This window comes from Actinoplanes sp. GCM10030250, assembly GCF_042666575.1.
Taxonomy (GTDB): Bacteria; Actinomycetota; Actinomycetes; order Mycobacteriales; family Micromonosporaceae; genus Actinoplanes.
Genome location: NZ_JBHTDO010000058.1, coordinates 1 through 24,854, shown reverse-complemented (window position 1 = coordinate 24,854; position 24,854 = coordinate 1). Strand labels below are relative to the sequence as shown.

General features: G+C 69.5%; 23 protein-coding genes. 9 read left to right on the top strand and 14 right to left on the bottom strand.

Annotated elements, in window-relative coordinates; translation table 11 throughout:
• Positions 1-18 precede the first annotated feature (18 nt).
• On the bottom strand, positions 19-816 hold the full coding sequence (locus tag ACFQV6_RS42030; RefSeq protein WP_378033325.1) for a class I SAM-dependent methyltransferase: 798 nt from the start codon (positions 814-816) through the stop codon (positions 19-21).
• Between the two features lie 19 nt (positions 817-835).
• On the opposite strand from ACFQV6_RS42030, the gene ACFQV6_RS42025 reads away from it, so the two are divergent.
• Positions 836-1,207: a PPOX class F420-dependent oxidoreductase gene (locus tag ACFQV6_RS42025; RefSeq protein WP_378033324.1), complete on the top strand. Its 372-nt coding sequence runs from the start codon at positions 836-838 to the stop codon at positions 1,205-1,207.
• 196 nt (positions 1,208-1,403) lie between these two features.
• Here the strand turns inward: ACFQV6_RS42025 and ACFQV6_RS42020 are convergent, their stop codons facing one another.
• Both ACFQV6_RS42020 and ACFQV6_RS42015 read right to left on the bottom strand, forming a co-directional pair.
• Positions 1,404-1,613 (bottom strand): BldC family transcriptional regulator, encoded by a 210-nt coding sequence (locus ACFQV6_RS42020; protein ID WP_014687221.1) that lies wholly within the window; start codon positions 1,611-1,613, stop codon positions 1,404-1,406.
• 282 nt (positions 1,614-1,895) lie between these two features.
• A complete protein-coding gene (locus tag ACFQV6_RS42015) occupies positions 1,896-2,735 on the bottom strand; it encodes a hypothetical protein (RefSeq protein ID WP_378033323.1) in 840 nt (279 codons plus the stop codon).
• 244 nt (positions 2,736-2,979) lie between these two features.
• On the opposite strand from ACFQV6_RS42015, the gene ACFQV6_RS42010 reads away from it, so the two are divergent.
• The gene (locus ACFQV6_RS42010; protein WP_378033322.1) at positions 2,980-4,059 is read left to right on the top strand and encodes a Glu/Leu/Phe/Val dehydrogenase; all 1,080 of its coding nucleotides are present in this window, start codon (positions 2,980-2,982) and stop codon (positions 4,057-4,059) included.
• Between the two features lie 190 nt (positions 4,060-4,249).
• On the top strand, positions 4,250-4,468 hold the full coding sequence (locus ACFQV6_RS42005; protein ID WP_378033321.1) for a DUF3073 domain-containing protein: 219 nt from the start codon (positions 4,250-4,252) through the stop codon (positions 4,466-4,468).
• Positions 4,469-4,595: 127 nt separating this feature from the next.
• Here ACFQV6_RS42005 and amcA read toward each other — a convergent pair whose 3' ends face one another.
• The 5 genes from amcA to ACFQV6_RS41980 all read right to left on the bottom strand — a co-directional run bounded on the left by amcA (position 4,596) and on the right by ACFQV6_RS41980 (position 9,353).
• Complete coding sequence (amcA, locus tag ACFQV6_RS42000) at positions 4,596-4,823, bottom strand: multiple cyclophane-containing RiPP AmcA (RefSeq protein ID WP_378033320.1); 228 nt, start codon at positions 4,821-4,823, stop codon at positions 4,596-4,598.
• Positions 4,792-5,895, bottom strand: coding sequence for a cyclophane-forming radical SAM peptide maturase AmcB (gene amcB / locus ACFQV6_RS41995; protein ID WP_378033346.1), 1,104 nt, complete (start codon positions 5,893-5,895; stop codon positions 4,792-4,794). The genes amcA and amcB overlap by 32 nt, the downstream gene beginning before the upstream one ends.
• Before the next feature lie 178 nt (positions 5,896-6,073).
• Positions 6,074-7,228: a phosphoribosylformylglycinamidine cyclo-ligase gene (gene purM, locus ACFQV6_RS41990; protein WP_378033319.1), complete on the bottom strand. Its 1,155-nt coding sequence runs from the start codon at positions 7,226-7,228 to the stop codon at positions 6,074-6,076.
• 34 nt (positions 7,229-7,262) lie between these two features.
• Positions 7,263-8,873, bottom strand: coding sequence for an amidophosphoribosyltransferase (gene purF, locus ACFQV6_RS41985; protein WP_378033318.1), 1,611 nt, complete (start codon positions 8,871-8,873; stop codon positions 7,263-7,265).
• A 120-nt stretch (positions 8,874-8,993) separates the two neighbouring features.
• The gene (locus ACFQV6_RS41980; RefSeq protein WP_378033317.1) at positions 8,994-9,353 is read right to left on the bottom strand and encodes a sterol carrier family protein; all 360 of its coding nucleotides are present in this window, start codon (positions 9,351-9,353) and stop codon (positions 8,994-8,996) included.
• A gap of 313 nt (positions 9,354-9,666) precedes the next feature.
• On the opposite strand from ACFQV6_RS41980, the gene ACFQV6_RS41975 reads away from it, so the two are divergent.
• A complete protein-coding gene (locus ACFQV6_RS41975) occupies positions 9,667-11,328 on the top strand; it encodes a carboxypeptidase-like regulatory domain-containing protein (RefSeq protein ID WP_378033316.1) in 1,662 nt (553 codons plus the stop codon).
• A gap of 183 nt (positions 11,329-11,511) precedes the next feature.
• Here ACFQV6_RS41975 and purL read toward each other — a convergent pair whose 3' ends face one another.
• From purL to purS, 3 genes are read right to left on the bottom strand one after another with little or no spacing between them, the layout of a single operon-like run.
• On the bottom strand, positions 11,512-14,085 hold the full coding sequence (gene purL, locus ACFQV6_RS41970; protein WP_378033315.1) for a phosphoribosylformylglycinamidine synthase subunit PurL: 2,574 nt from the start codon (positions 14,083-14,085) through the stop codon (positions 11,512-11,514).
• Positions 14,082-14,795: a phosphoribosylformylglycinamidine synthase subunit PurQ gene (purQ, locus tag ACFQV6_RS41965; protein ID WP_378033345.1), complete on the bottom strand. Its 714-nt coding sequence runs from the start codon at positions 14,793-14,795 to the stop codon at positions 14,082-14,084. Before purQ ends, purL begins: the two co-directional genes overlap by 4 nt.
• A complete protein-coding gene (gene purS / locus ACFQV6_RS41960) occupies positions 14,792-15,049 on the bottom strand; it encodes a phosphoribosylformylglycinamidine synthase subunit PurS (protein WP_378033314.1) in 258 nt (85 codons plus the stop codon). The genes purQ and purS overlap by 4 nt, the downstream gene beginning before the upstream one ends.
• Before the next feature lie 287 nt (positions 15,050-15,336).
• On the opposite strand from purS, the gene ACFQV6_RS41955 reads away from it, so the two are divergent.
• The gene (locus ACFQV6_RS41955) at positions 15,337-16,014 is read left to right on the top strand and encodes a S1 family peptidase (protein WP_378033313.1); all 678 of its coding nucleotides are present in this window, start codon (positions 15,337-15,339) and stop codon (positions 16,012-16,014) included.
• A 135-nt stretch (positions 16,015-16,149) separates the two neighbouring features.
• On the opposite strand, the gene purB is transcribed toward ACFQV6_RS41955, so the two are convergent.
• Positions 16,150-17,916, bottom strand: a complete 1,767-nt coding sequence (gene purB, locus ACFQV6_RS41950) for an adenylosuccinate lyase (RefSeq protein ID WP_378033312.1) — start codon at positions 17,914-17,916, stop codon at positions 16,150-16,152.
• Positions 17,917-18,037: 121 nt separating this feature from the next.
• Between purB and ACFQV6_RS41945 the strand changes: the two genes are divergently transcribed.
• Positions 18,038-18,490, top strand: a complete 453-nt coding sequence (locus tag ACFQV6_RS41945; RefSeq protein WP_378033311.1) for an SCP2 sterol-binding domain-containing protein — start codon at positions 18,038-18,040, stop codon at positions 18,488-18,490.
• A 347-nt stretch (positions 18,491-18,837) separates the two neighbouring features.
• On the opposite strand, the gene purD is transcribed toward ACFQV6_RS41945, so the two are convergent.
• The gene (gene purD / locus ACFQV6_RS41940) at positions 18,838-20,079 is read right to left on the bottom strand and encodes a phosphoribosylamine--glycine ligase (RefSeq protein WP_378033310.1); all 1,242 of its coding nucleotides are present in this window, start codon (positions 20,077-20,079) and stop codon (positions 18,838-18,840) included.
• A 92-nt stretch (positions 20,080-20,171) separates the two neighbouring features.
• Here purD and ACFQV6_RS41935 point away from each other — a divergent pair, with 92 nt between their 5' ends.
• The 3 genes from ACFQV6_RS41935 (at position 20,172) to ACFQV6_RS41925 (ending at position 23,988) form a co-directional block, all read left to right on the top strand.
• On the top strand, positions 20,172-21,464 hold the full coding sequence (locus ACFQV6_RS41935) for an adenylosuccinate synthase (protein WP_378033344.1): 1,293 nt from the start codon (positions 20,172-20,174) through the stop codon (positions 21,462-21,464).
• Positions 21,465-21,466: 2 nt separating this feature from the next.
• Complete coding sequence (locus ACFQV6_RS41930) at positions 21,467-22,411, top strand: diacylglycerol kinase family protein (protein WP_378033309.1); 945 nt, start codon at positions 21,467-21,469, stop codon at positions 22,409-22,411.
• Positions 22,412-22,503: 92 nt separating this feature from the next.
• On the top strand, positions 22,504-23,988 hold the full coding sequence (locus ACFQV6_RS41925; protein WP_378033308.1) for a cobalamin biosynthesis protein CobQ: 1,485 nt from the start codon (positions 22,504-22,506) through the stop codon (positions 23,986-23,988).
• A gap of 161 nt (positions 23,989-24,149) precedes the next feature.
• Here the strand turns inward: ACFQV6_RS41925 and ACFQV6_RS41920 are convergent, their stop codons facing one another.
• Positions 24,150-24,563: a DUF3151 domain-containing protein gene (locus ACFQV6_RS41920; protein WP_378033307.1), complete on the bottom strand. Its 414-nt coding sequence runs from the start codon at positions 24,561-24,563 to the stop codon at positions 24,150-24,152.
• Positions 24,564-24,854: the final 291 nt, after the last annotated feature.

The following is a 24,854-nucleotide window of genomic DNA, read 5'->3' as shown; positions in this document are numbered from 1 at the left end:
AGGCTGGTTTCATTCCGTTCATGGGTGGTGGGTGGGGCGGTTGGATGAGTACTCCATGACCGCAACGTAGTACGGCCGCTCTCGCTCGTCGATCGATTTCAACCGCCACGCGGTGCCCGCCACCAGGCCTTCCAGCTCGGCCACCGAACAGTTCAGGTAGTCGAACCAGTCGGTGGCGAGCTCGCGGTACCGCAGCCGCAGCCGCAGCTGCCCACCGAGCCGTCCCCGCTCCCGGTTCCGCTCGTGGTACGCCACGTGCAGCGGGTCCCGCGTGCCGTACGGATCCGCGCCCTGCGCCACCAGCCGGGCACCCGGGTTGGCGAGTCCGGCCAGGGCGGCCAGGAACACTGGTGCCCGCTCCGCGCTCTCCAGCAGGCCGAGGTTGTTGCCGAGCAGCAGGAATGTGTCGTACCGGACGCTGGCCCGGGAGAACTCGTCGACCGTGTTCAACACGGTGTCACGCAGCCCTCGCTTGCGGGAGACCTCGATCGCGCCGGCCGAGGTGTCCAGCCCGGTCACCGCGATGCCCCGCCGCTGCAGCTCGATCGCGGCGCGGCCGGCACCCACGCCGATGTCGAGCACCCGGCCCCGGCAGAGAGCGAGCGCACGGCGGTCCCACGGCTGCCAGGCGCCCGGCTCGTCCAGGTAGTGGTCGGCGGGCGCTCCGTTGATCAGCCCGTCGTCCCGCTCGATCACCTCGATCACGGGGCGGGGCAGTCGTCCGCCGGCCAATGGCCTCGGTCCGATCCCGGTGCGCACCGCGTACGCGTCCCTGATCATTTCGCCGAAGGCGTCACCGATCGCCGGATTTCCCATGGTCACTACTCTTGAGTACATGGCCGCACTGCAGCAACTCGGGTCGGAGAAGTACGTCCTGCTCACCACGTTCCGCCGGGACGGCCGTGCGGTGGCGACACCCTTGTGGGTCGTCCCCGACGGCGCCGGCCTCGCCTTCTGGACCGTCGCCGGGAGCGGAAAGCTCAAGCGGATCCGCAACAGCGGCCGGGTCACGGTGGCACCGTGCGACATGCGCGGCACCCCGTCCGGCGAGGCGATCGAGGCCACCGCCCGGATCGGCGATCACGCCGACCGGCTGCGCGTCGGCGCGGGCATCAAGAAGAAGTACGGGCTGGTCGGTCACCTGACGATGCTCGGCAGCCGTCTGCGCCGCGGTGTCGACGGCACCGTCGCCGTGCTCGTTGCCTGACCGCGTGATCCGGTCGAGCGCCCGGATGATCCTTTCGGATGCCTGCATGATCCTTTCGGATGACAAAGACGGCGCCGGGATCACCCGGCGCCGTCTTGATCGTTTCTTCGGATAGGTAGGTGGGTTCGAAACGAAGAAGGGGCGATCGCCTTCCCCAGCGCTCGCCCCTTGCAACGATATTGCGGTCGACTCGTGGTCAGTCGCCCTGGCGCTGCGTGGGGATCTGCCCCTGCAGCAGGGCGCGGACCTCCGACTCCCGGTAGCGACGGTGGCCACCCAGCGTGCGAATTGCGCTGAGCTTGCCCGCCTTCGCCCACCGAGTAACGGTCTTCGGGTCGACACGGAACATCGACGCCACCTCGGCCGGCGTTAGTAGCGGCTCAGGATCGTGCGTACGCGATGCCATCGGTCACTCCTCCACAGGTGCCTAAAAAACATCGGCCGGGGTCCCGCCGGCCGGTGCGTCTCTCATGGTCCGGCTAGTCCCCGATGTCCGACATGGGCCGAACGGACGAACGTCCCCAGATAGACGGATGAAGCATGCCCGATTTTTGCGCGTTTTCTACGCCAGATAGTGCCGCGTTTAGTCCGATTATCACCCTTCGGCCCTCGCCGATTACGAAGAGTGTTCGCTTCGGAAGCGCTCTCTCGGGCTGGGATACGTGTGTGTCTGTCCCATTTCCCCAGGTCAGTTGCTTCGCTCCAAAAGCTGGACAACACGCCACCGCGCGACCAACTTCTCGTACGCCTCGCTAGCTGACTCAGCGTCACCGCGAGAAAGTGCCGAAAGTCCGGCTGCCACCAATCCGGGGGAATCGTCCTCGGTCAGGTTGTCCTCCGGAAGGAGGTTGACGAGGCCGCCGTAGTCGAGTTCGATCACCGAACGCGGGTGGAACTCCTCCAGCCAGCGCGTTCCCTCCTCCACCGCCTCGGTGATCGGGGCGTCGCCGAGCGCCTTGCGCAGCACGGAGACGGCACGGTGGGCCCGCCGCCGGGCCTTGGAGATCTCGGTCCGGTAGCGCAGGACGCGGCGCCGGCCGGACAGGGAGATCTCCCGCTCCTCCAGGTCCACGAAGGCGAACCACCGCAGCGGCACACCCCAGGTGGAGGTCTGCTCGTGCACCCGCGGGACACCGTGCTCCAGAACCTTGGCGCCGCTGCGCCAGTCCTCCACCACGGCCTTGGCCTGACCGGCCAGCACCGGCGGGACGAAGGCGTCGGCGAGCACCGCGGGCACACCGTCGCGAGCGTTCAGGGCCGCCTCGGCGACCCGCAGGCGCAGGTTCCACGGGCAGACCAGGACGGAGTCGCCCCACTCCAGCACATACGCCTCGTCCGGCAGGTCGGGCAGCCTGGTCCAACCGGCGCCCAGGGCCTCCAGCACGGCGGTGCGCTGACGGACGGGTCCTTCGACGAGGCCCAGATCGCGGCCCTCGCTCGCGTACTGACGCCAGAAGAGCTGCCTGTCGCGGTCGAAGGCGGTCAGCGGTTCGTAAACCCGTAGGTACGACGCGAACAGTGACGGCACGGCGCGATCCTTTCACGAATTCGGCCGTGTGGAACTTCCCGCGCGGGCGTAATCGCCATGGCATTCGCGCGACTACGCTCGCAATGAAGTCTTTCAACGTGGCCAGGGTGGCAGCGCCTGACGCCGGCCCACGGCCGGCAACTCCCGGCCCGGCGCCAGGTTGAAAAGATTTCATTTGTCCGGCCCACCCCGCCGGCGTTCGCAGGCCCCACGAAGGCCACGCAAGCAGATCAGGAGAGCAACGATGGGTGTGTTCGACACCGACGGCAACGACGCCAACGGGCACGAACAGGTCGTCTTCTGCCAGGACCGGGCCACCGGTCTCAAAGCCATCATCGGCATCTACTCGACCGCGCTCGGCCCCGCCCTCGGCGGGACCCGTTTCTACCCGTACGAGAACGAGGAAGCAGCCCTCGCCGACGTGCTCAAGCTGTCCCGCGGCATGGCGTACAAGAACGCGATCGCGGGGCTTGACCTGGGCGGCGGCAAAGCGGTGATCTGGGGCGACCCGGTCCGGGACAAGAGCGAGGCGCTCCTGCGGGCGTACGGGCGGTTCGTCGAGTCGCTGAACGGCCGCTACTACACCGCCTGTGACGTCGGCACCTACGTACCGGACATGGACGTGGTGGCCCGGGAGACCCGGTACGTGACAGGCCGTAGCCGGCAGAACGGCGGAGCCGGCGACTCGTCCGAGCTGACCGCCTGGGGCGTCTTCCAGGGCATGCGCGCCGCCGCCGAGCACACCTGGGGCAGCCCGTCGCTGCGTGGCCGCACCGTCGGGATCGCGGGCCTGGGCAAGGTGGGCAAGTTCCTCGCCGGTCACCTGCTCGCCGACGGCGCCACGGTGGCCGCCACCGACGTCAGCCCGGTGGCCCTGGAGTGGGCACGCACCACCCACCCCGAGATCCACCTGGTGGCCGACACCGACACGCTGATCACTTCCGACATCGACGTGTACGCGCCGTGCGCCCTCGGTGGCGCGCTGAACGACGACACCGTGCCGGTCCTGACCGCCACGGTGGTGGCCGGCGGCGCCAACAACCAGCTCGCCCACCCCGGCATCGGCAAGCTGCTGCAGGATCGCGGCATCCTCTACGTCCCCGACTACGTGCTGAACGCCGGCGGCGTGATCCAGGTGGCCGACGAGATCCAGGGCTTCGACTTCGAGCGGGCCAAGCTGCGGGCGACGGGGATCTTCGCCACCACCGGGCGGATCCTCCACCTCGCCGGCGACGAGGGCGTGCCACCGGCGGTCGCCGCCGACCGGCTTGCCGAGCGCCGTATGGCCGAGGTCGGCCGTCTTCGGGCGATCTACCTCAACTGAGGCGGTTAAGCCGGTTTGATAGCTGCCGCGCGGCCTCGGAATGAACGAACCGCGACGCGCGGCAGTGTCACACGCAACCCGAGGTGCCGAACGCGGCCTCGTCCATGTACCGTAAGACCCACGAGAGATGCCTGACGTCATCGGGGCCCGCCTTCGGGCTGCCCCGAATTCTGTGCGAGGGGGTCGAGCCATGGGGCGCGGCCGTGCTAAGGCCAAGCAGACGAAGGTGGCCCGGGAGTTGAAGTATCACTCCCCGAACACCGACCTCACCGCCTTGCAGCGCGAACTGGCGGGTGCCGGTAAGTCCGACCATCACTTCACCGACGACAACGAAGAGTTCGTCGATGATGATGAGGACGACGACGCTGAGGACGACCAGGATTCCTGGTCGCCACCAAGGCGGCTCTGACCCGTTTCGCACAGAGCACGCGGTTTGACCCGCGTGCTCACGTGTGTCGTCGTGGTCATCAACATTCCTACGGTTGCACTGAAGCCCACGCGGCGTTGTCCGCGTGGGCTTCGACCGAGCCCCGTCTTCAGCGGGGCCGGTTGTTCCAGTTGTAGAACGTCGGGATGTTCTCGAAGTGGTTCCAGGCGCAGACCGCCGAGCCTTCGTCCTGTGGTGCCTGCTCGGCGCGTTTCTCCCTGGCCACCTCGGCCTCCGCGATGAGCGCGGCCAGTCCGGCTCGAGCACCGTGCACCCGTGCCGTCACCGGATCCGTCTCCAGGCCGTCAGACAGCCGTGGCTTCGTGATCTCGGGCATGGTCCAGCACTCCCTCCAATAGGCGAATCTTGCTGTTACGGCAGTGGTCCGTCTCGGTGACGTCGAACCGGCCGTGTTCGAAGTAGCGGTTTGCCGCGTGGGCGCCACCACAGAAGCCGAAATAGGGGCAGGTCTCGCGGCAGGCCTCGATGCCGCGCAGGAACTCGCCGATCCAGGCATTGTCCGCGGCTCCGGCCAGGATCTCCGGCAGGGGGGTGCTGAGGACGTTGCCGCTGCTGAAGTCGCCGTAGCGGGGGTCGTGGAAGCCGGCCAGCTCGGGTGAGAGCAGCACCACCGAGCCGTCGTGGGCGACGGTCGGTATCGGGTCCAGCTGCCGGGGCAGCAGCTCGTCCGCGGTGCCGTCGAGGACCGCTGCCGCGTACCGCAGGGTCCACTCGACCTCGCGCAGGTGGATCCGGGGGTCCCGCCGCCAGGCCGCGACCAGCTCGGCCCAGAACGCGCTCACCGCGGCCGGGTCGTGCCGGTTGAGCCGGGTGTTGACACCCTCCAGCTCCTCCACGTTGATACCGAGCACCTCACAACCGAGTTCGAGGAAGTACTCGTACAGCTCGGTCGCCACGCCGGGTCGCGGATCGCCCACCACGCAGAGTGTGGAGAACGGTATGCCGTGTCGTCGCAGCGCTTCGACGCCCTTCAGGATCTGGTCGTAGGCGGGCTTGCCGCCCCGGTCAACCCGGTCGCCGTTGCGCGCCCGGGGGCCGTCCACGCTGACGCTGACCCGCACGTCGTGCGCGAGGAAGAACTCGCACCAGGCGTCGTCGATGAGCGTCGCGTTCGTCTGCACATGATGCTCGACGGCGGAGCCGAACGGCGCGAAGAGCGCGGCCATGTGGGTGAGACCCGCGGCGAGCGGCTCGCCTCCGTGCCACACGACCGAGAACCTTCCGGTACGGCTGAAGCCCGCCACCCCGTCCGCGACAGCCTGGGCCACCTCCACCGGCATCTTCCGGTTCTCCCGGCGAAACGGCAGGTAGCAGTACTCGCAGGCGAGGTTGCAGAGGGTAGTGGGCTGAAGGACGACGTAGCTGGGCATCGGCGAGATGCCCCGCATCCCACTCCACGCAGTCGTCATGTCACCACACTCCCGTCCTGGTTGTGACTCAGGTCAGGCTAGGCCTCGCGGTCCACCCCGGAATGCGAAAGATCCGCATGTGCCGGACATCGACACACGCGGATCATTTCACGTGGGCTCTATCGCGAACCAGAATCACTTTTTGCCGAGCATCGGATCAGCCGCGGGTGTAGGAACCCATCATCTGAACCTCACCGGAGCCCTCGATGACCTCGCCGACCTGCCAGGCCTCGACGCCACGGCCGGTCAGGTAGGCCATGGCACGGTCGGCGTCGTCCGACGAGACGATCGCGAACATGCCGACGCCCATGTTGAACGTGGCCTCCATCTCGGAGTCCTCGATGCGGCCCTTCGCCTGGATCAGGTCGAAGATCGGCTGCGGGCGCCAGGTGGAACGGTCCACCACGGCGTCCACGTGGTCCGGCAGGATGCGGACCAGGTTGCCGGGGATACCGCCGCCGGTGACGTGCGAGAACGCCCGGACGTCGGTCTCCTCGATCAGGCCGAGGCAGTCCTTGGCGTAGATCTTGGTGGGGGTCAGCAGCTCCTCACCGAGGGTCCGCTGGGTGCCGAAGTCGTCGACAACGGTGTCCAGGCGCATCCGGCCGGCGCCGAGCAGCACGTGGCGCACCAGCGAATATCCGTTCGAGTGCAGGCCGGACGAGCGCATCGCGATCACCGCGTCGCCGACCTCGACCCGCTCGCGGCCGAGGATCTCGCTCTCCTCCACCACACCGACACCGGTGGCGGAGACGTCGTACTCGTCGGGGCGCAGGACGCCGGGGTGCTCGGCGGTCTCGCCACCGAGCAGGGCACAACCCGCGTACCGGCAGCCGTCGGCGATGCCGGCGCCGATCTCGGCGACCTTGTCCGGGACGACCTCGCCGCAGGCGATGTAGTCGAGCAGGAACAGCGGCTCGGCACCGCAGGCCACGAGGTCGTCGACGACCATGGCGACCAGGTCGATGCCGATCGTGTCGTGGATGTCGAGCTGCTGGGCGATCACCAGCTTGGTGCCGACGCCGTCGGTCGACGAGGCCAGGATCGGGCTCTTGTACTTCTGGGTGTTCAGCCGGAACAGGCCGGAGAAGCCGCCCAGGTCACCGATCACCTCGGGACGGGTGGTCTTCTTGACCTTCGACTTGAGCAGCTCGACCGCACGGTCACCGGCGTGGATCGAGACGCCCGCGTCCGCATACGTGGCGGACCGCTTGCGCGGGGCGCCACGGCCGGAACCCGCCGTCCACAGCTGGCGGTCAGCGCCTTCGGCGCCGTTGGATCCGGCACTGCTGCGCTCGGACACGTGCGTCACGGTTCTCCCCTTAGCGGTTCTTGGAACAACAAAGTCACGGGTGGTGCAGCGCCGCCGCGCCGCCGGGGCTGGCGACAAGCGGAACCGGCGTGGACCGGTCGTCGTCCGCATACTCGCGGGCCTCGTAATCGGACTCGAGCTCGGCGACCGCCGCCGTGGCCGCCTCGGCCGAGGCACCCGGCATGGCGGCACGACGGCCCACGCCCTCCAGCACGTGCTTACCGATCAGATCCCCGGCCGGCAACTCGATCGGGTACTGCCCGTCGAAGCAGGCCATGCAGAGCCGGGTCTTCGGCTGCTCCGTCGCCTGGACCAGATTGTCCAGGGAAACATAACCCAGGCTGTCGGCCCCGATCGAGCGGCGGATGCCGTCGATCTCCAGGCCGTTGGCGATCAGCTCGGCGCGGGTGGCGAAGTCGATGCCGTAGAAACACGGCCACTTCACCGGCGGCGAGGAGATCCGGACGTGGATCTCCAGGGCGCCGGCCTCACGCAGCATCCGGATCTGGGCCCGCTGGGTGTTGCCGCGGACGATCGAGTCGTCGATCACCACGATCCGCTTGCCGCGGACCACCTCGCGAAGCGGGTTCAGCTTCAGCCGGATGCCGAGCTGCCGGATCGTCTGCGACGGCTGGATGAAGGTGCGGCCGACATACGCGTTCTTCATGAAGCCGGCGCTGTAGGGGATCCCGGAGGCCTCGGCGTAACCGATGGCGGCCGGGATGCCCGACTCGGGCACACCGATCACCAGGTCGGCCTCGACGGGGTGCTCCTTGGCCAGCTTGCGGCCGACCTCGACCCGAGCGGAGTAGATGTTGCGGCCGGCGATCGTGGTGTCCGGCCGGGCGAGATACACATACTCGAAGAGGCAGCCCTTGGGCTCCGGCGCGGCGAACCGGCTGGAGCGCAGGCCGTGCTCGTCGATGGCGATGATCTCGCCGGGCTCCACCTCGCGGACGAAGCTGGCACCGGTGATGTCGAGCGCGGCGGTCTCGCTGGCGACCACCCAGCCACGCTCCATCCGGCCCAGGACGAGCGGGCGCACGCCCTGCGCGTCACGAGCCGCATAAAGCGTGTTCTCGTCCATGAAGACGAAGCTGAACGCGCCGCGCAGGGTCGGCAGCAGCTCGAGCGCGGCGGCCTCGACCGAGAGGTCGGGCCGGCTGGCGAGCAGCGTGGTGACCAGGGCGGTGTCGGAGGTCGAGTCGCCCACCTCGAGGCCGCGCTCGGCGACCTCCTTGGCCAGCTCGGCAGTGTTGACCAGATTGCCGTTGTGGGCCAGCGCGATCGTGGTGCCGGCCGGGGTGGCCCGGATCGTGGGCTGCGCATTCTCCCAGTTGGACCCACCGGTGGTGGAATACCGTGCGTGGCCGATCGCCAGGTGGCCACGAAGGCTCGCCAGCGTCGGCTCGTCGAAGACCTGGGAGACCAGGCCGATGTCCTTGTAGACCACCACGCCGGAACCGTCACTCACCGCAATACCGGCGGCCTCCTGGCCGCGGTGCTGCAGTGCGTAGAGCCCGAAGTAGGTGAGCTTGGACACCTCTTCCTCGGGGGCCCAGACTCCGAAGACACCGCAGGCGTCCTGGGGGCCACGTTCCTGGGGGTCGAGATCGTCGGTCAACCGGCCGTCGCCTCGGGGCACCTGGTTGCTCCCTCGTTGTCGGATCTGCATAAACGGCTCGAAGCGCTGATCTGCTCGAACTCGCTGGTCCGCTCCGATCGCCCAGTGTACGCGAGCCCACGGGTACCGGCCCCTGGCTCGTCATCCGCTCAGCGGCAGGTACTCGCTCAGATCGGTTCGGACACCACTCGCCCGGATGCGGCCGTCGCCGACCGCCTCGTTCCAGTCCAGGCGCCCGGTGGCCACCAGCAGCCAGGTCATCGGATCCGTTTCGACCACATTGGCCGGTGTGCCGCGGGTATGTCGCGGACCCGCAACACACTGAATCGCACCGAAAGGTGGAATACGGACCTCCACCGAACGGCCAGGCGCTCGTCGGGACAACTCGGTCAGCAGGGCTCGGACGGCGTCACGCAGCACCGGACGCTCGGGTTCGACACCCCGGTCCAGCGCGTCCAACGCCTCGGACACCGACTCGGATTTATTGTGCGCAGGGGACACGTCGGGACGATACGACCCGGTCTGCCAACAACGGCACACCGCCCTGGGTCGCGCGAAAGACGTGTGGCAAGGCATAGTGGCCGACGGTGTATCAAAGTCGCGGGATCACCGGTCGCCGAATCCGGGGACCGCGACCGGAAGGCGGTGGACGTTGACGACGCACCTACGAGCCCGGGCGACTCAGGCCGGTGCGTTCCTGGCGCTGGTCGCCGGCCTGGTGGCCGGCGTGCAGACGGCTGCCCTGGCAGCCCCACCGAACGTAGCCATCAACTCACTGTCCGCAGCCGAGGTTACCTCTGGAAATACTGTAACGGTGCAATACACCGTTAGTAACCCCGGGCCTGACGGTGGTGAGGGCGAGCAGGGCAACAACCGGGCATCCATCCGGGTCACCGGTATGCGGTGCACCGGCGGCGACTGCAGCCCGGTCCGCGAGATCCAGCAGTCGGAGAACTTCTCGGCCACGCTGACCGCGCCGGACGTGAACGCGGGCGAGAGCCGGTCGGTCACCATCACGGTGACCGCCACGCTGAACAACGAGACCGCCACGGCCACCGAGACGGTCACCGTCAAGGGCCCGGACGCGCCGCAGACGGTGCGCCAGGTCTCCGGCCGGATCAAGAGCAGCGACGGCGACCGGCTGTCCGGTGTCGACGTGGCCATGACCGACAGCGCCGGCCACCAGTACCGCACGCAGACCAACGGCGAGGGTCTCTACGCCTTCACCTCCTCGGACAACCAGCCCATCGCGCCCGGCAACATCACCGTCGGCGCGGTGAAGGACGGCTTCCAGGCGAAGACGGTGAACGTGCAGGGTTCCGCCGGCCGTTCGGCGACCGCACAGATCACGCTGAAGAAGCTCGCTTCCGAGAGCCCTTCCGCGTCACCCTCGGCTTCTGTATCGGCAAGTGCCACGCCGACTGAAGAAGAAGTGACCGACGAAGCTGAGCCCACCGACGAGGCCAGCGAGCCCGCCGGCGGGCTGGACGCGAACAACGCGGCGAGCGACGCCGAGGGCGGCACCAACTGGCTCCTGATCATCATGGGTGTCCTGCTGGTCGCGGCCGGTATCGGCGCCTTCGCACTGGTCTGGCTGCGCCGCCGCAACAGCGAGGCCGGCGGTGACGACGACGCGGCGAGCACCGGCTTCGGCGGTCCGAGCCCGATGCCCGTCGGCGGCGGTCAGTTCGACGCCACGCGGGTCGCCTCTCCGGTGGGTGCGGGCCGTGGCGGCGACGCCACGATGATCGCCCCGGCCGGCCGGATGCCCGGTGGCATCAGCGACGCTCCGACGATGATCCACCGCCCGGTCGAGGACGAGTTCCCCGACCCGTACGGTGCTCCCGCCCCCGCACAGGGCGGCTTCGCCGGTGCGAACGATCAGTGGGGCGACCAGGACGGTTACGGCGCCGGTCAGCCGCCGTACGGCGGTGTGCAGCAGGGTGGCGTGCCCCAGCAGGGCGGCTACGGCGCTCAGGGCGCCGGTTACGGCAACGACCAGCGCTACGACGAGCACACCAACCTGTACCAGCCGGAGCAACCACAGCAGCCGCAGCGCTACGACGAGCACACCAACCTCTACCAGCCCGAGCAGGGTGGTGCCGGTTACGGTGGCGCTCCGCAGGGCGGCTACGCCGACCAGGGCGGCTGGGGCGGCCAGAACGACGGGTACGGCCCGCAGGGTGGTTACGACCAGCAGGGCGGGGCGTACGGCGGGTACGACCAGCAGCAGGCGGGCTACGGCGATCAGGGCGGCTACGGCGGCGCCCCGCAGTACGGCAACGGGTACGGCGGTCAGCCGCCGGCTCAGCCGGGTCAGCCCGCGGCGCCCGGTGGCTACGACCAGCAGCAGGGCGGGGCGTACGGCGGGTACGACCAGCAGCAGCAGGGCGGTTACGGCGACCAGGACGAGTACTACGGTCCTCCGAACGGACAGCCCGGCCAGCGGCCGAACCGCAACAACTGGGACGACTGAGCCCCGACAGCACTGAGAAGGGCCCCGCGCGAAGGTTCGCGCGGGGCCCTTCTCACGTCTGGAGCTTTCGCCTGTGAGTCAGGCTCGCTTGTGAGCCAGAACTCGCCTGTGAGTCAGAGTCAGGTGGGTGGAAAGACTGAAGCCGGCCGGTGCGGACACCGGCCGGCTTCGAGAACCTGTCGATCAGGACCCGATCGGGCCACCCGGCTTCTTCGGGTCGGTCAGCTCCAGCGTCACCGAGCGGACCTCGCCGTCGGCGACAACCCCGCCCCCGGCTGCCGGTGCGTCCTGAGCTTCGGTGTCGGCGTGCCGGTTGACCAGCTCCGCCGTCCCGCCGAAGAGATCGCGCATCGTCGCCGAGAAGGCCTCACGCAGTTCGGTCAGCGCGATGGTGAACTGGCCCTCCACCTCCAGCGCCGGCTCCTCGGAGGTGACACCGATCGCGGTGCACGGGACGCCGAACTCCGCCGCGAGAGCGGTGAACGCCTTCTCGTGCCCGCGCGGCACCGCGACGAGCGCACGGCCCGCCGACTCGCTGAAGAGGTGGACGAACGGCGAGGTGCCGTCCTCCGGGAAGGTCACCTTGGCGCCGACCTCACGCCGCAGGCAGCTCTCCACCAGGACCTGGGACAGGCCGCCGTCGGAGAGGTCGTGGGCGGCGCTGACCAGACCGGCCTTCGAGGCCCGGGCCATCAGCGCGCCGAGCGCCTGCTCGGCCGCGAGGTCGACCTTGGGCGGACGACCGCCGAGGTGGCCGTGTGTCACCCAGGCCCACTCCGAACCGGACAGTTCCTGACGGGTCTCGCCGAGCAGCAGGAGCAGGTCGCCGCCGGTCGTGGCGGGCGGCGCGAAGCCCATCGGGATGCGGCGGGTCACGTCGTCGAAGATGCCGAGCACACCGACCACCGGGGTGGGGTGGATCGCCGCGGCACCTGTCTGGTTGTAGAAGCTGACGTTGCCGCCGGTCACCGGGGTGCCCAGCTGCAGGCAGCCGTCCGCGAGACCGCGCACGGCCTCGGCGAACTGCCACATCACGGCCGGGTCCTCGGGCGAGCCGAAGTTCAGGCAGTCGGTCACCGCAACCGGCTCGGCGCCGGTGACGGCCACGTTCCGGTACGCCTCCGCGAGCGCCAGCCTCGCACCCTCATACGGGTCGAGGCGGGCGAACCGGCCGTTGCCGTCGACCGAGAGCGCCACGCCGAGGTTGGTCTCCTCGTCGATCCGCAGCACACCGGCGTCCTCCGGCTGGGCCAGCACGGTGTTGCCGAGGACGTACCTGTCGTACTGCTCGGTCACCCAGGTCTTGTCGCACAGGTTCGGCGAGGCGATCATCCGCAGGACCGTGGCGCGCAGCTCGTCACCGGTCGACGGCCGCGGCAGCGTCTCCGCCCGATCGGCCTGGAGCAGGATCAGGTCACCGGGCTCGCGCAGCGGCCGGGAGTAGACCGGTCCGTCGTCGGCGAGCGACCCCGGCGGCACGTCGACCACCACGTGGTCGTTCCAGGTGATCAGCAGGCGGCCCGGGGTGCCGTCCGCGGCGGCGGGGGTGACCTCGCCGATCGCGGTGGCCCAGACGCCCCACTTCTCGGCGACGGCCAGCACCTTGTCCAGGTTCTCCGGGGTGACGATCAGGAGCATCCGCTCCTGCGACTCGCTGGCCAGGATCTCGGTGGGCGACATCGACGGCTCGCGCAGCGGAACCCGCTCCAGCCAGACCCGCATACCGGTGCCGGCGGCCGCGGCGGTCTCAGTGAGCGCGCAGGTGAGGCCGGCGCCGCCGAGGTCCTGGATGCCGGAGACGAGACCGGCGTCGTACAGCTCCAGGCAGCTCTCGATCAGCAGCTTCTCCATGAAGGGGTCGCCGACCTGCACCGACGGGCGGCGCTGTTCGGCCTCGTCGTCGAAGGTGGCCGACGCCAGCACCGAGACACCGCCGATGCCGTCCCGCCCGGTACGCGCGCCGAGCAGCACGACGACGTTGCCGACGCCTGTCGCTTCCTTCTTCTGCAGCCGCTCGACCGGCAGCACGCCGATGCTGAGCGCGTTGACCAGCGGGTTGCCCTGGTAGCACGGGTCGAAGACGATCTCGCCACCGATGTTCGGCAGGCCGAGACAGTTGCCGTACCCCCCGATGCCGGCGACGACGCCGGGCAGCACCCGGGCGGTGTCGGGGTGGTCGGCCGCACCGAAGCGCAGCGGGTCCATCACCGCGATCGGCCGGGCACCCATCGCCAGGATGTCCCGGACGATGCCACCGACACCCGTTGCCGCGCCCTGATACGGCTCGACGTAGCTGGGGTGGTTGTGCGACTCGACCTTGAAGGTCACCGCGATCTTCTCGGAGATCTGCACGACACCGGCGTTCTCACCGATGCCGGCGAGCATCCGGGTGTTCGCCGGGACCTTCTCGCCGAACTGGCGCAGGTGCACCTTGCTCGACTTGTAGGAGCAGTGCTCGCTCCACATGATCGAGTACATCGCGAGCTCGGACGCGGTCGGACGGCGGCCGAGGATCTCGCGGATCTTCGCATACTCGTCGTCCTTGAGCCCCAGGTCGGCGTGCGGCTGCAGCTCGTCCGGCGAGGACGCCGCGCGCTGCACCGTGTCCGGACCGTCCTCGAACTCATTGACCAGCACGTCGGTGGCGGCGAAGCCGCTCGGCTTGTTCGCCGGCGCGGTCCCCGCCGCCGGCGGCTGGTTGGGCACGCCCCGCGGGGACTCGGCCCCGGCGGTGGCCGTCTCCGGCTGCGTGGTCATCGCTGTTGTCCCCCTGCGAGCTGACCGTCCGCGGACGCCCCGGCCAGGGCCTGCAGGACGGAGGTGAAGAAGCCGAGGCCGTCGAGCGACGGGCCGGTCAGCGCCTCCACGGCGTGTTCCGGGTGCGGCATGATGCCGACGACGTTGCCGGCCTCGTTGGTGATCCCGGCGATGTCGCGCTGCGAACCGTTCGGGTTGCCGCGGATGTAACGGGCGATCACGCGGCCCTCGGCCTCCAGGCCGTCGAGCGTCTTCTGGTCGGCGACGAAACAACCCTCGCCGTTCTTCACCGGGATCAGGATCTCCTGGCCCGCGGTGAACCGGTTGGTCCAGGCAGTGTTCGTGGCCTCGACCCGCAGCCACTGGTCGCGGTTGCGGAAGTGCAGGTGCTGGTTACGGGTCAGTGCGCCGGGCAGCAGGTGCGCCTCGCACAGAACCTGGAAACCGTTGCAGATACCGAGCACGGGCAGGCCGCCACGTGCGGCGTCGATGATCGACTCCATCACCGGGGCGAACCGGGCGATGGCGCCGCAACGCAGATAGTCGCCGTACGAGAAGCCGCCGGGAAGGACCACGGCGTCGACCCCGTGCAGGTCCGGGTCGCCGTGCCAGAGCCGGACCGACTCCGCACCGGCGATCCGGGCAGCGCGGGCGGCGTCCCCGTCATCCAGCGAACCAGGGAAGGTGACAACACCGATCCGCATGGTCAGGCGACCTCCGCCGCGGCGTCCTCGGCGATCCGGACCTCGAAGTCCTCGATCACCGGGTTGGCGAGCAGCTTGTCGGCGATCTCGCGGGCCCGATCGAGGTCGGGTTCACCAGCGAAATCGATCTCGATCCGGCGACCGATGCGGACAGAGGAGACATCGGTGACGCCGAGCCGGGGCAGCGCGTTCGCCACCGCTTGACCCTGCGGGTCCAGGATCTCCGGCTTGAGCATGACGTCGACCACGACGCGAGCCACGGGCACTCCTGACTGATAGGTGTAAGCACGCGAAGCCTACCTGGTGGGCCCTTCCGGCAAGCCACGGCCCGGTGTCGGCAGGGTGACCCGACAGTCATTGAGCTGGGGATCTCCCCGGGATCTCGCACACCAGTGCGTTTCGGACACTCCGCATCCGATGGGGTCATCACACCGTGATAGGTGTCGATTGAGTTGTGGGCGGGACGCCGTGGATGCCCTACGTTGCATCCATCGCATTCGATTCACTAGGCGCCACCTCGTCGACCCATCCCCAGAAAGGACCCGACGTGCGGATTCGATTCCTGGCCGCCCTGGCCGGCCTCGCAGCCACCCTGGTTGCGCCGGCCGCCGCCCAAGCCGACGACGACATCACCCCCTACATCATCGGCGGAGGCACGGTCTCCTCAGCACCGTGGGCCGCAGCCGTCCTCAGCAACGGCAGCTTCACCTGCTCCGGGACGATCATCTCGGCCAACTACGTGCTGACCGCACGGCACTGCATCAGCGGCACCATGTCGGTCCGCGTCGGTAGCGTGAACCGCACCTCCGGCGGCGTGACGCGCACCGTGGCGTCCACGTCCACCCGCAACGACCTCGCCCTGATGCGCCTGAGCCAGTCGGTGAGCACCAGCTACATGCCGCTGTCCAGCGCGTACCCGCCGGTGGGCTCGACCAACTCGATCTACGGCTGGGGCATGACCTGTTACTCGGGCTGCTCGGCGTCGACAACGCTGAAGACCGCGACCGTGCAGGTCACTTCGACGAACCAGACCGATGCGTACGGCGGACGCGCGATCGGCAGCACCCGGATCAACGGCAACGCCTGGCGCGGTGACTCCGGTGGCCCGCAGGTCTACAACGGTGCCCAGGTCGGCGTCGCGTCGACGGCCGACGGCACGAGCCGCCAGTACTACGGCAGCGTGGCTTTCAACCGGGCCTGGATCACGTCAGTCGCCGGCGTCTGATCCTCGCCGTACAGCGCCCGCCCGCTTCCCTCGCACGGAACGGGCGGGCGCCACCATGTCCGGAGCTTGATCCGGGGGCTCTCAGAGGATCGGCCTTGTCCGGGGCTCTCAGAGGATCGGCCTTGTCCGGGGCTCTCAGAGGATCGGCGCGGGCGAGTAACCCGCGGCCTGCGGATGCCGGGCCACGATCTGGGCGATCCGGTCCGCCACGGCGGTGACCTGCGCGGGTGCCGCACCGACGAAGGCGGCCCGGTCGGCGACCAGCGTGTCGATCTCGGCCCGGGACAGTTGCAGCCGCCCGTCGGCCGCGAGCCGGTCGAAGAGATCGTTGACGGCCGCGCCCTTCTCCCGCATCGCGAGCGCCACGGCGACCGAGTGCTCCTTGATCACCTCGTGGGCGACCTCCCGGCCCACGCCCTTGCGCACCGAGGCGACGAGCACCTTCGTGGTGGCCAGGAACGGCAGGAAGCGGTCCAGCTCGCGGGAGATCACCGCGGGGTACGCCCCGAACTCGTCGAGCACGGTGAGGAACGTCTGGAACAGGCCGTCGGCGGCGAAGAACGCGTCCGGCAGGGCGACCCGGCGCACCACCGAGCAGGAGACGTCACCCTCGTTCCACTGGTCGCCGGCGAGCTCGCCGACCATCGACAGGTAACCCCGGACGATCACCGCGAGGCCGTTGACCCGTTCCGACGACCGGGTGTTCATCTTGTGCGGCATCGCCGACGAGCCGACCTGGCCCGGCTTGAAGCCCTCGGTCACCAGCTCCTGGCCGACCATCAGACGGATCGTGGTGGCCAGCGACGACGGGCCGGCGACGACCTGCGCCAGCGCGGAGACCACGTCGAAGTCGAGCGAGCGCGGGTAGACCTGGCCGACGCTCGTCAGCACGCGGGCGAAGCCGAGGTGCTCGGCCACCTTCGCCTCGAGCTGTGCGAGCCGCTCGAACGAGGCGTCCAGCAGGTCCAGCTGGTCGGCGGCGGTGCCGACCGGGCCCTTGATGCCGCGCAGCGGGTAGCGCCCGATCAGGTCGTCGAGCCGCTCGTACGCGATGAGCAGCTCCTCCGCGGCCGAGGCGAACCGCTTGCCCAGCGTGGTCGCCTGCGCCGCGACGTTGTGCGACCGGCCGGTCATGACGACGTCGGAGTGCTCCACGGCGAGCGCCGCGAGCCGGGCCAGCGTGGCCACCACGCGGTTGCGCACCAGCTCCAGCGAGGCCCGGATCTGGAGCTGCTCGACGTTCTCCGTCAGGTCGCGCGAGGTCATGCCTTTGTGGATCTGCTCGAACCCGGCGAGCTCGCTGAACTCCTCGATGCGCGCCTTCACGTCGTGCCGGGTGATCCGCTCACGGGCCGCGATGGACTCCAGGTCGACCCGGTCCACCACCGCCTCGTACGCCTCGACGACGCCGCCCGGCACCGCGACACCGAGATCACGCTGAGCCTTCAGGACGGCGAGCCACAGCCGCCGCTCCATCCGGATCTTCTCCTCCGGGGACCAGAGGGTGACGAGGTCGGCGGAGGCGTAACGGGAGGCAAGCACGTTCGGGATGGTCACGGCACCGATTCTTTCATGGTCCCCGTGTCGTCCTCCGGCAGCCGGTGACGCAGGGTGCCGGCTCTCCTCGCTGCTGAACGACCCGTCATTCACGGCCACCACGCGGCGGTAGCGCTTGGCGACCCCACCTCGGATCTTCTTCTCGCCGGCCGCGACGATCTGCCCGGCGGCCAGCAGGGTGCGCAGGTGATAGCTGGCATTCGCGTGGGTGATGCCGAGTGCACGGGCCACGTCGGCGGCGGTCAGGTCGGCGCCGGTGAGCAGCGACATGATCCGCAGGCGGACCGGGTGGGCGAGGGCTCGCAACGCGGCTGTGCCGCCCGGATCAGCGCCTGTCAAAGACATGCTGGGGAGCCTAGCCCGACCGTCCAACAACTGTTTGAGAGTGGCACACTGCACGAAGAAGGGGCATTCTCGCTAACGTTACCGGCGAGTAGGTTCGACGCTCATCCCGAAAGGTCCACTGATGACTGATTTCAACCCCGAGGCGCTCTCGTCGATCGGCCCGAAGGAGTTCGCTCAGCTCGTCAAGTCCACGCCAGACTCGAAGATTGCTGAAGTCATGGCGTCGGACTCGCGGACGAAGATCCTCGACGAGGTCTTCAACCGGATGCCCTCGCTCTTCCGCGCGGACCGGGCCGGCAACACCTCGGCCGTCATCCACTGGATCATCACGGGTGGCGCCGGCGGCGCGAGCGACACGTACGAGACCGTCATCGAGAACGGCGCCTGCACGGTCACCAACCAGCCGGCCCGCGAGCCGAAGCTGGCCATGACCATGGACGCGGTCACGTTCCTCAAGACCGTCGCCGGCGACGGAAACCCGATGATGCTGTTCATGACCGGCAAGATCAAGGCGAAGGGCGACCTCTCCCTCGCCGCGAGCATCGCCAAGCTCTTCGACATCCCGAAGTCCTGACGCGCACCCCCGAAGTCTGAAACGCCTGGCCCTGCTGCGGAACTCAACAGCTCACAGCGGGGCCAGGCGTGGACGCGGGTGGCGTGAGCGGCGCGCCCACCGCAACCGCTGCCGGCCCACCGGCGCGCCCACCGCAACCGCTGCCGGCCCACCGGCGCGCCCACCGCAACCGCTGCCGGCCCACCGGCGCCCCCACCGCTACCGCTGCCGGCGTACCGGCCCGGCAGCGGATCTACGGCCGGGAGTGGGCAACCGGATCTCGGACCGAACGGCGGGGACCCGTGATCACGGCGGAGATGCCGTCCCGCGTACAAGAAACGCCTGTGGATCTTGATCTTGCCCTGGATCTAGATTTTGATCTTCCCCTCGACGGCTCGCAGGGCGATGTCCGTGCGGTATTGGGCACCGTCCAGGCGCACGTCTTTGACCAGCGCATATGCGGCCTCGCGGGCACCCGGAAGATCCGCGCCGGTGGCGGTCACGCTCAGCACGCGCCCACCCGCCGAGATCAGCGCACCATCGGGGTTGCGGGCCGTGCCCGCGTGGATCACGCCCGGACGCTCGGCGCCCTCGATGACGTCGCCGGTACGCGGAACGCCGGGATAGTTGTGGCTAGCCATCACGATCGTGATCGCTGAGCCGTCCTTCCAGGTCAGCGCAGGGTGCGAGGCGAGCGTGCCGGTGGCCGCGGCGTTCAGGAGACCGGCCAGTGGCGTGTCCAGCAGGGCCAGCACGACCTGGGTCTCGGGGTCGCCGAAGCGGGCGTTGAACTCGATGACCTTGGGGCCGTCCGGGGTGAGCGCGAGACCGACGTAGAGCAGACCCGCGAACGGGGTCCCACGCCGGCGCATCTCGGCGAGAGTGGGCTCGACGGTCTCCCGCAGCACGCGCTCGACCAGGTCGCCGGGCGCCCAGTCCAGCGGCGCGTAGGCGCCCATGCCGCCGGTGTTCGGACCCTCGTCGCCGTCCGAGAGGCGCTTGAAGTCCTGGGCCGGCATCAGCGGGGCGGCGGCGGTGCCGTCGGTGACGACGAAGAGCGAGACCTCGGGGCCGGACAGGTATTCCTCGATGACGACCGAACCGCACGCCTCGGCGTGGATCAGGGCCTCCTCGAGATCGTCGGTGACGACGACGCCCTTACCGGCGGCCAGGCCGTCGTTCTTGACCACGTAGGGCGTGCCCAGCTCGTCGAGCGCGGAGCGGACGGCGGCCATGTCGGTGCAGGCGAAGGAGCGGGCGGTCGGCACCCCGGCGGCCGACATGACCTCCTTGGCGAACGCCTTGGAGCCCTCCAGCTTGGCGGCGGCCGCGCTGGGACCGAAGCAGGCGATGCCCTTGGCGCGCACGGCGTCGGCGACGCCCGCCACGAGCGGGGCCTCCGGGCCCACCACCACCAGGTCGGCGCTCAGCTCGACGGCAAGCGCCGCGACCGCGGCGGGATCGGTGACCTTGACCTCGTGCAGCTCGGCGACCTGGGCAATGCCCGGGTTACCGGGCGCGGCGGCCAGGAAGTCGACGGACGGGTCGGCGGAGAGGCCGACGGCAAGCGCGTGCTCGCGCCCACCGGAGCCGATCAGAAGTACGCGCACGACGGCCCATCCTACCTGCGGTGCAGTCGCGTAAACTTCGGCAGTACCCGGACTCCTCCAGGTACGACCCGTTCGGGAAAGGCATTACCGAAGTGCCGGTGATCGTGTTGGTCGGCGCCCAGTGGGGCGACGAGGGCAAGGGCAAGGCCACGGACCTGCTGGGTGACCGGCTGGACTACGTGGTCAAGTTCAACGGCGGCAACAACGCGGGGCACACCGTCGTCATCGACGGTGAGAAGTACGCGTTGCACCTCCTTCCGAGTGGAATTCTCTCCCCCGGTGTCGTGCCGGTGATCGGCAACGGTGTGGTCGTCGACCTCAACGTGCTGTTCCAGGAGATCGACGGTCTTGAGGCGCGCGGCATCGACACGTCGCGCCTGCGGATCAGTGCGAACGCGCACGTCATCGCGGCCTACAACCGATCGCTGGACAAGGTGAGCGAGCGGTTCCTGGGCGCGCGGCGGATCGGTACGACCGGTCGCGGCATCGGCCCGACCTACGCGGACAAGATGAACCGGATCGGCATCCGGGTCCAGGACCTGTTCGACGAGTCGATCCTGCGGCAGAAGGTGACGGCGGCGCTGGCCTTCAAGAACCAGGTGCTGTCGAAGATCTACAACCGCAGCGCGGTGAAGGGCGAGGAGGTCGTTCAGGAGCTGCTCTCCTACGTCGACCGGCTCCGGCCCTATGTGGCGGACACCGCCCTGGAGCTCTCCCAGGCCATCGACAACGGCAAGGTGGTGCTCTGCGAGGCCGGCCAGGCCACCCTGCTCGACGTGGACCACGGCACCTACCCGTTCGTGACCAGCTCGAACGCGACGTCCGGTGGCGCCTGCACCGGCGCCGGCATCCCGCCGACCCGCATCGACCGGGTGGTCGCGGTGCTCAAGGCGTTCACCTCGCGCGTCGGTGAGGGACCGTTCCCGACCGAGCTGCACGACAAGTACGGCGACTACCTGCGCGAGGTCGGCCACGAGTACGGGACGACCACCGGCCGCCCCCGCCGCATCGGCTGGCTCGACCTGGTGATCGGGCGGTACGCGCAGCGCATCAACGGCGTCACCGACTTCGCGCTGACCAAACTGGACAACTACGACGGTCTCGACGAGATCCCGGTCTGCGTGGCGTATGACGTGAACGGCGTCCGCCACGACGAGATGCCGATCAACCAGACCGATTTCCACCACGCGACACCGGTCTACGAGACCCTGCCCGGCTGGAAGGAAGACATCTCCGGCTGCCGCAAGTTCGAGGACCTGCCGAAGGACGCACAGAACTTCGTCGAGTTCGTCGAGCAGCGGATCGGCGCCCGCGTCTCGATCGTCGGCGTCGGACCGGGCCGCGAGGCGGTCATCGAGCGCCACTCGGTGCTCGGCGGGGCCTGACCGTGGTCGACGTCGTGCTCCTCAGCCTGGCCGAGGGGTCGGGCGACTCGTGCGGCTCCGGCTGCGGCGGGTGCAACACCGCGTGCACCCCGCGCACCCCGGTTCTGGCCTGCGCCGACGCGCTGCGTGCCGCCGGTGCGCAGGTGGAGACGGTGATGGCCGCTTCCGATCAGGAGATCGACGCGGCCCTGGCCAGGTTCGACGGCCCGCCCCGGCCGGACGGCCTGACCTGGCCGTCCCTGCGGGAGGACACCAGGCTGGTGGTGGCGACGGCCACCGACGGTCAGTTGCGCGCCGTCGTGCGCCGGCTGGTCCGCCGGTACGCGCCACCGCCCAGCAAACGTCCCGCCGACCTCGCCGCCAGCCGGACCGTGCCCGACCTGCCACCACTCGCGATCCTGCCGCTGGACCCGGGCAACACGGCGGACCTGGCCGCTCAGCTGGGCCTCCCGCGCACTCCCGCCGACGTGGCCGCGGCTGTGATGAACGGCACGGTCCGCCGCCTCGACCTGCTGCGCAACGACGGCGGTTCGGTCACCCTCGACGGCGCGCTGCTGGGCGGCGCCAACGACGAGGGCCAGGCGGTGCCGTGGCGCGGCCGGGTCGAGGTCGACAACGCGCTGCTGTCCGACGGCGAGGAGCCGATCCTGGCCTGCGTGGTGGGCAACGCGGCCGGTTACGCCGAGTTCGACGGCCTGCGGCTGCTCGCCGACGGCGATCCCACCGACGGGCGGGTCGAGGTCGCGGTCGCGGTCCCGGTCGTGGTCAAGCAGCGTTTCAAGGGCACGAGGGTACGGGTGGAAGTGCGCCGCGCCCGCGGACGTGCGGTGTCGGTGTTGCCCCGCGAGGCCGAGTTGCAGTTCCTCGACGACGGAGTGGCGGGTTCCACCAGCCGTAAGCGAAGCTGGTGGACCGAGCAGGGGGCTTGGGCGGTGTACGCCGGCTGAGCCGCTGTGCAACTCTGGATTGGCTGTCTGATTTTTTGTCGATCCGTTTGCTCATGATCCGTTGCTGATGAGAGGTCGCATCCTTGGCATCCGTGGAGGACGAGAACGCTGATGGCGTCCACGTCCCGAAGGCCGATTCCGGACCGGTAAGGGATGTGGAGCCGTTCTGGGCTGAGGATGAGCCTGCGGTGCATGGGCGGCCTGTGCAGCTTCCGCCTTCGGTTCCGGCGCCGTTCCCGCCTTCCGTTCCGCCCTCGGTTCCGGGTCCGCCGCCGTCGGTTTCGCCGGTGCAGGTCGAGCCGGGGGTGTTCCGGAATCCTGGTCATGGGTTGCCGCCGGGTGTCCATGTTCCGGCACAGGCTGCTCCTGTTGCGCCTCCCGCGCCCGTGTCTCCTGAGCCGGTTGCGCTCGAGGCGCCTACGCAGGCCTGGCCCGTTGTTGAGCAAGGTCAGCCTTCCGGGTACACCGCGGCTGATTCGCCGTGGGCGCAGCCGTTGCGGCGGCCGCCTTCTCCTGCTCCCGTTCCCGTCGCGCCGCCTGTTGCTCCTTTTCCTCCGGTTCCTTCCGATCCGCCCACTGCTGAGCAGCCGATTCCGGCCGGCGGCACGGAGGACCCGTTCAAGGAGCTGGACTGGATCGCTGACGGCACCCCGACGGCCGAGGAGTTCGCTCGGCGCCGGCTGGCCCGTCCCGCCCAGCAGAACGCCACCATGGGCGCACGGGCGATCCTGAAGAAGAGCACCCTCGGCCTGGTCAAGCTCGCGCCCGGCAAACGCGAACTGGAGTACAAGCAGGACGTCGAGATGGTCCGCCGCAACTTCGGCGGCCTGCGCCAGGTGACCGTAGTCAACCCCAAGGGCGGCGCGGGCAAGACCGTCGCCGTGCTGCTGCTCGCGATGACGTTCGGCCAGAAGCGCGGCGGCTACGTGCTGGCCTGGGACAACAACGAGACCCAGGGCACCCTCGGGATGCGCGCCCAGCAGGACTTCCACGCCCGCACGGTCCGCGACATGATGCGCGACCTGCACCTCTTCCAGGGCGCGCAGGGCCGCGTCGGCGATCTCTCCCAATACGTACGCGCACAGGGCGAAGGCATGTTCGACGTCCTCGCCTCGGACGAGTCCGCCACCGCCGGCGAGATGCTCACCGCCGGAGCGTTCGCCGAGATCCGCGACGTGGTGAGCCGCTTCTACAAGCTCATCTTCGTCGACACCGGCAACAACGTCCGCGCCGAGAACTGGCAGGCCGCCATGGACGCCACCGACCAACTGGTGATCACCATGTCGGCACGCAACGACTCCGCCGAACCCGCCGCCCGCATGCTCGACCACCTGGAACAGTCCGGCCGCCGCCGCCTGGTCCGCGAAGCCGTCACGGTGGTGACCATCCCACCGACCCGCAAGGACATCGACCTGCCGGCGATCGAGCAGCACTTCGCCGCGCGCACCCGGGCCGTGCTCCTCGCCCCGTACGAGAAGCTGATCGACTCGGGCGAACCCATCCGCTACGGCGAGCTCTCCACCAATACCAAGGACGCCTGGCTCAAGATCGCCGCCGCGGTGGCCGAGGGACTCTGACCCTCACCGGGTCCGACGTGTGATTCCGGCGCGCGGTCCGACTCCACGCGATGACGAATGCATGCCGGCGCGTGGAGTCGGGTCAGGCGGGCACGTGGTGTGCGCTCAGGGTGCGGTCGTTCGCTTCGGCTTGAGCGTTGCGCTCGGCTTGAGCGTTGCGCTCAGCTCAGGGCGTCGGCGGCGGCCGGGTCGCTGTCGCGCAGGAACTGCGTGCACCGGGCGGCCTCGTCGGCCTCACCGATCGCCGCGGCCGCCAGGGCCAGGGCGTGCAGGCAGCGGAGGAACCCCCGGTTGGGCTCGTGGGCCCACGGGACCGGGCCGTGTCCCTTCCAGCCGTTGCGGCGCAGTGCGTCCAGGCCGCGGTGGTACCCGGTGCGGGCGTAGGCGTACGCGGTGACCGGCTCACCCGTGGCCAGAGCGTCGGTGGCCAGAGGCGCCCAGACCGCGCTGTACGACGGGTAGTCGGCGGCCACAGCCTTGACGGCCTCGATCGTGGTGGCCTCGGCGAGCGCCTTGTCCGCTCCGGCGTCGGCGGGCAGGAGGGTGGCCGGTGGCTCGGGAAGGAGGTTCTGCATGCCCCCATTCAACCCGCCCACCCGACGTTCATTCCGATTGGCCCGCCCTTTCGCCCGTTCTCGCCTCCCACCCCTCGACCTTGTGACCCTGTGGTGCACCGCTGACCCTCAACTCCTCAAGATCGCGGAGTGGGGGCAGGAGGAGCGCCGCCAAGCTCAACCCCACCCGCGACCTTGAGGAGTTCGGGCACACCGCTGCCGAACAACTTCACAAGATCGCGGCGGGGCGCAGCGGGCAGGGCGCGGCGGGGGGGCGCGGCGGGGCGAGGCGCAGCGGGGGGCGGGGCGGGG

Excerpts from the sequence above, each read along its gene's own strand:
- purL (WP_378033315.1), bottom strand. The coding sequence starts at position 14,085 with ATGACCACGCAGCCGGAGACGGCCACCGCCGGGGCCGAGTCCCCGCGG.
- ACFQV6_RS42025 (WP_378033324.1), top strand. The coding sequence starts at position 836 with ATGGCCGCACTGCAGCAACTCGGGTCGGAGAAGTACGTCCTGCTCACC.
- purB (WP_378033312.1), bottom strand. The coding sequence starts at position 17,916 with ATGTCTTTGACAGGCGCTGATCCGGGCGGCACAGCCGCGTTGCGAGCC.
- amcA (WP_378033320.1), bottom strand. The coding sequence starts at position 4,823 with ATGCCCGAGATCACGAAGCCACGGCTGTCTGACGGCCTGGAGACGGAT.
- ACFQV6_RS42005 (WP_378033321.1), top strand. The coding sequence starts at position 4,250 with ATGGGGCGCGGCCGTGCTAAGGCCAAGCAGACGAAGGTGGCCCGGGAG.
- ACFQV6_RS42010 (WP_378033322.1), top strand. The coding sequence starts at position 2,980 with ATGGGTGTGTTCGACACCGACGGCAACGACGCCAACGGGCACGAACAG.
- ACFQV6_RS42030 (WP_378033325.1), bottom strand. The coding sequence starts at position 816 with ATGGGAAATCCGGCGATCGGTGACGCCTTCGGCGAAATGATCAGGGAC.
- ACFQV6_RS41945 (WP_378033311.1), top strand. The coding sequence starts at position 18,038 with ATGACTGATTTCAACCCCGAGGCGCTCTCGTCGATCGGCCCGAAGGAG.
- amcB (WP_378033346.1), bottom strand. The coding sequence starts at position 5,895 with ATGCGGGGCATCTCGCCGATGCCCAGCTACGTCGTCCTTCAGCCCACT.
- ACFQV6_RS42020 (WP_014687221.1), bottom strand. The coding sequence starts at position 1,613 with ATGGCATCGCGTACGCACGATCCTGAGCCGCTACTAACGCCGGCCGAG.
- ACFQV6_RS41920 (WP_378033307.1), bottom strand. The coding sequence starts at position 24,563 with ATGCAGAACCTCCTTCCCGAGCCACCGGCCACCCTCCTGCCCGCCGAC.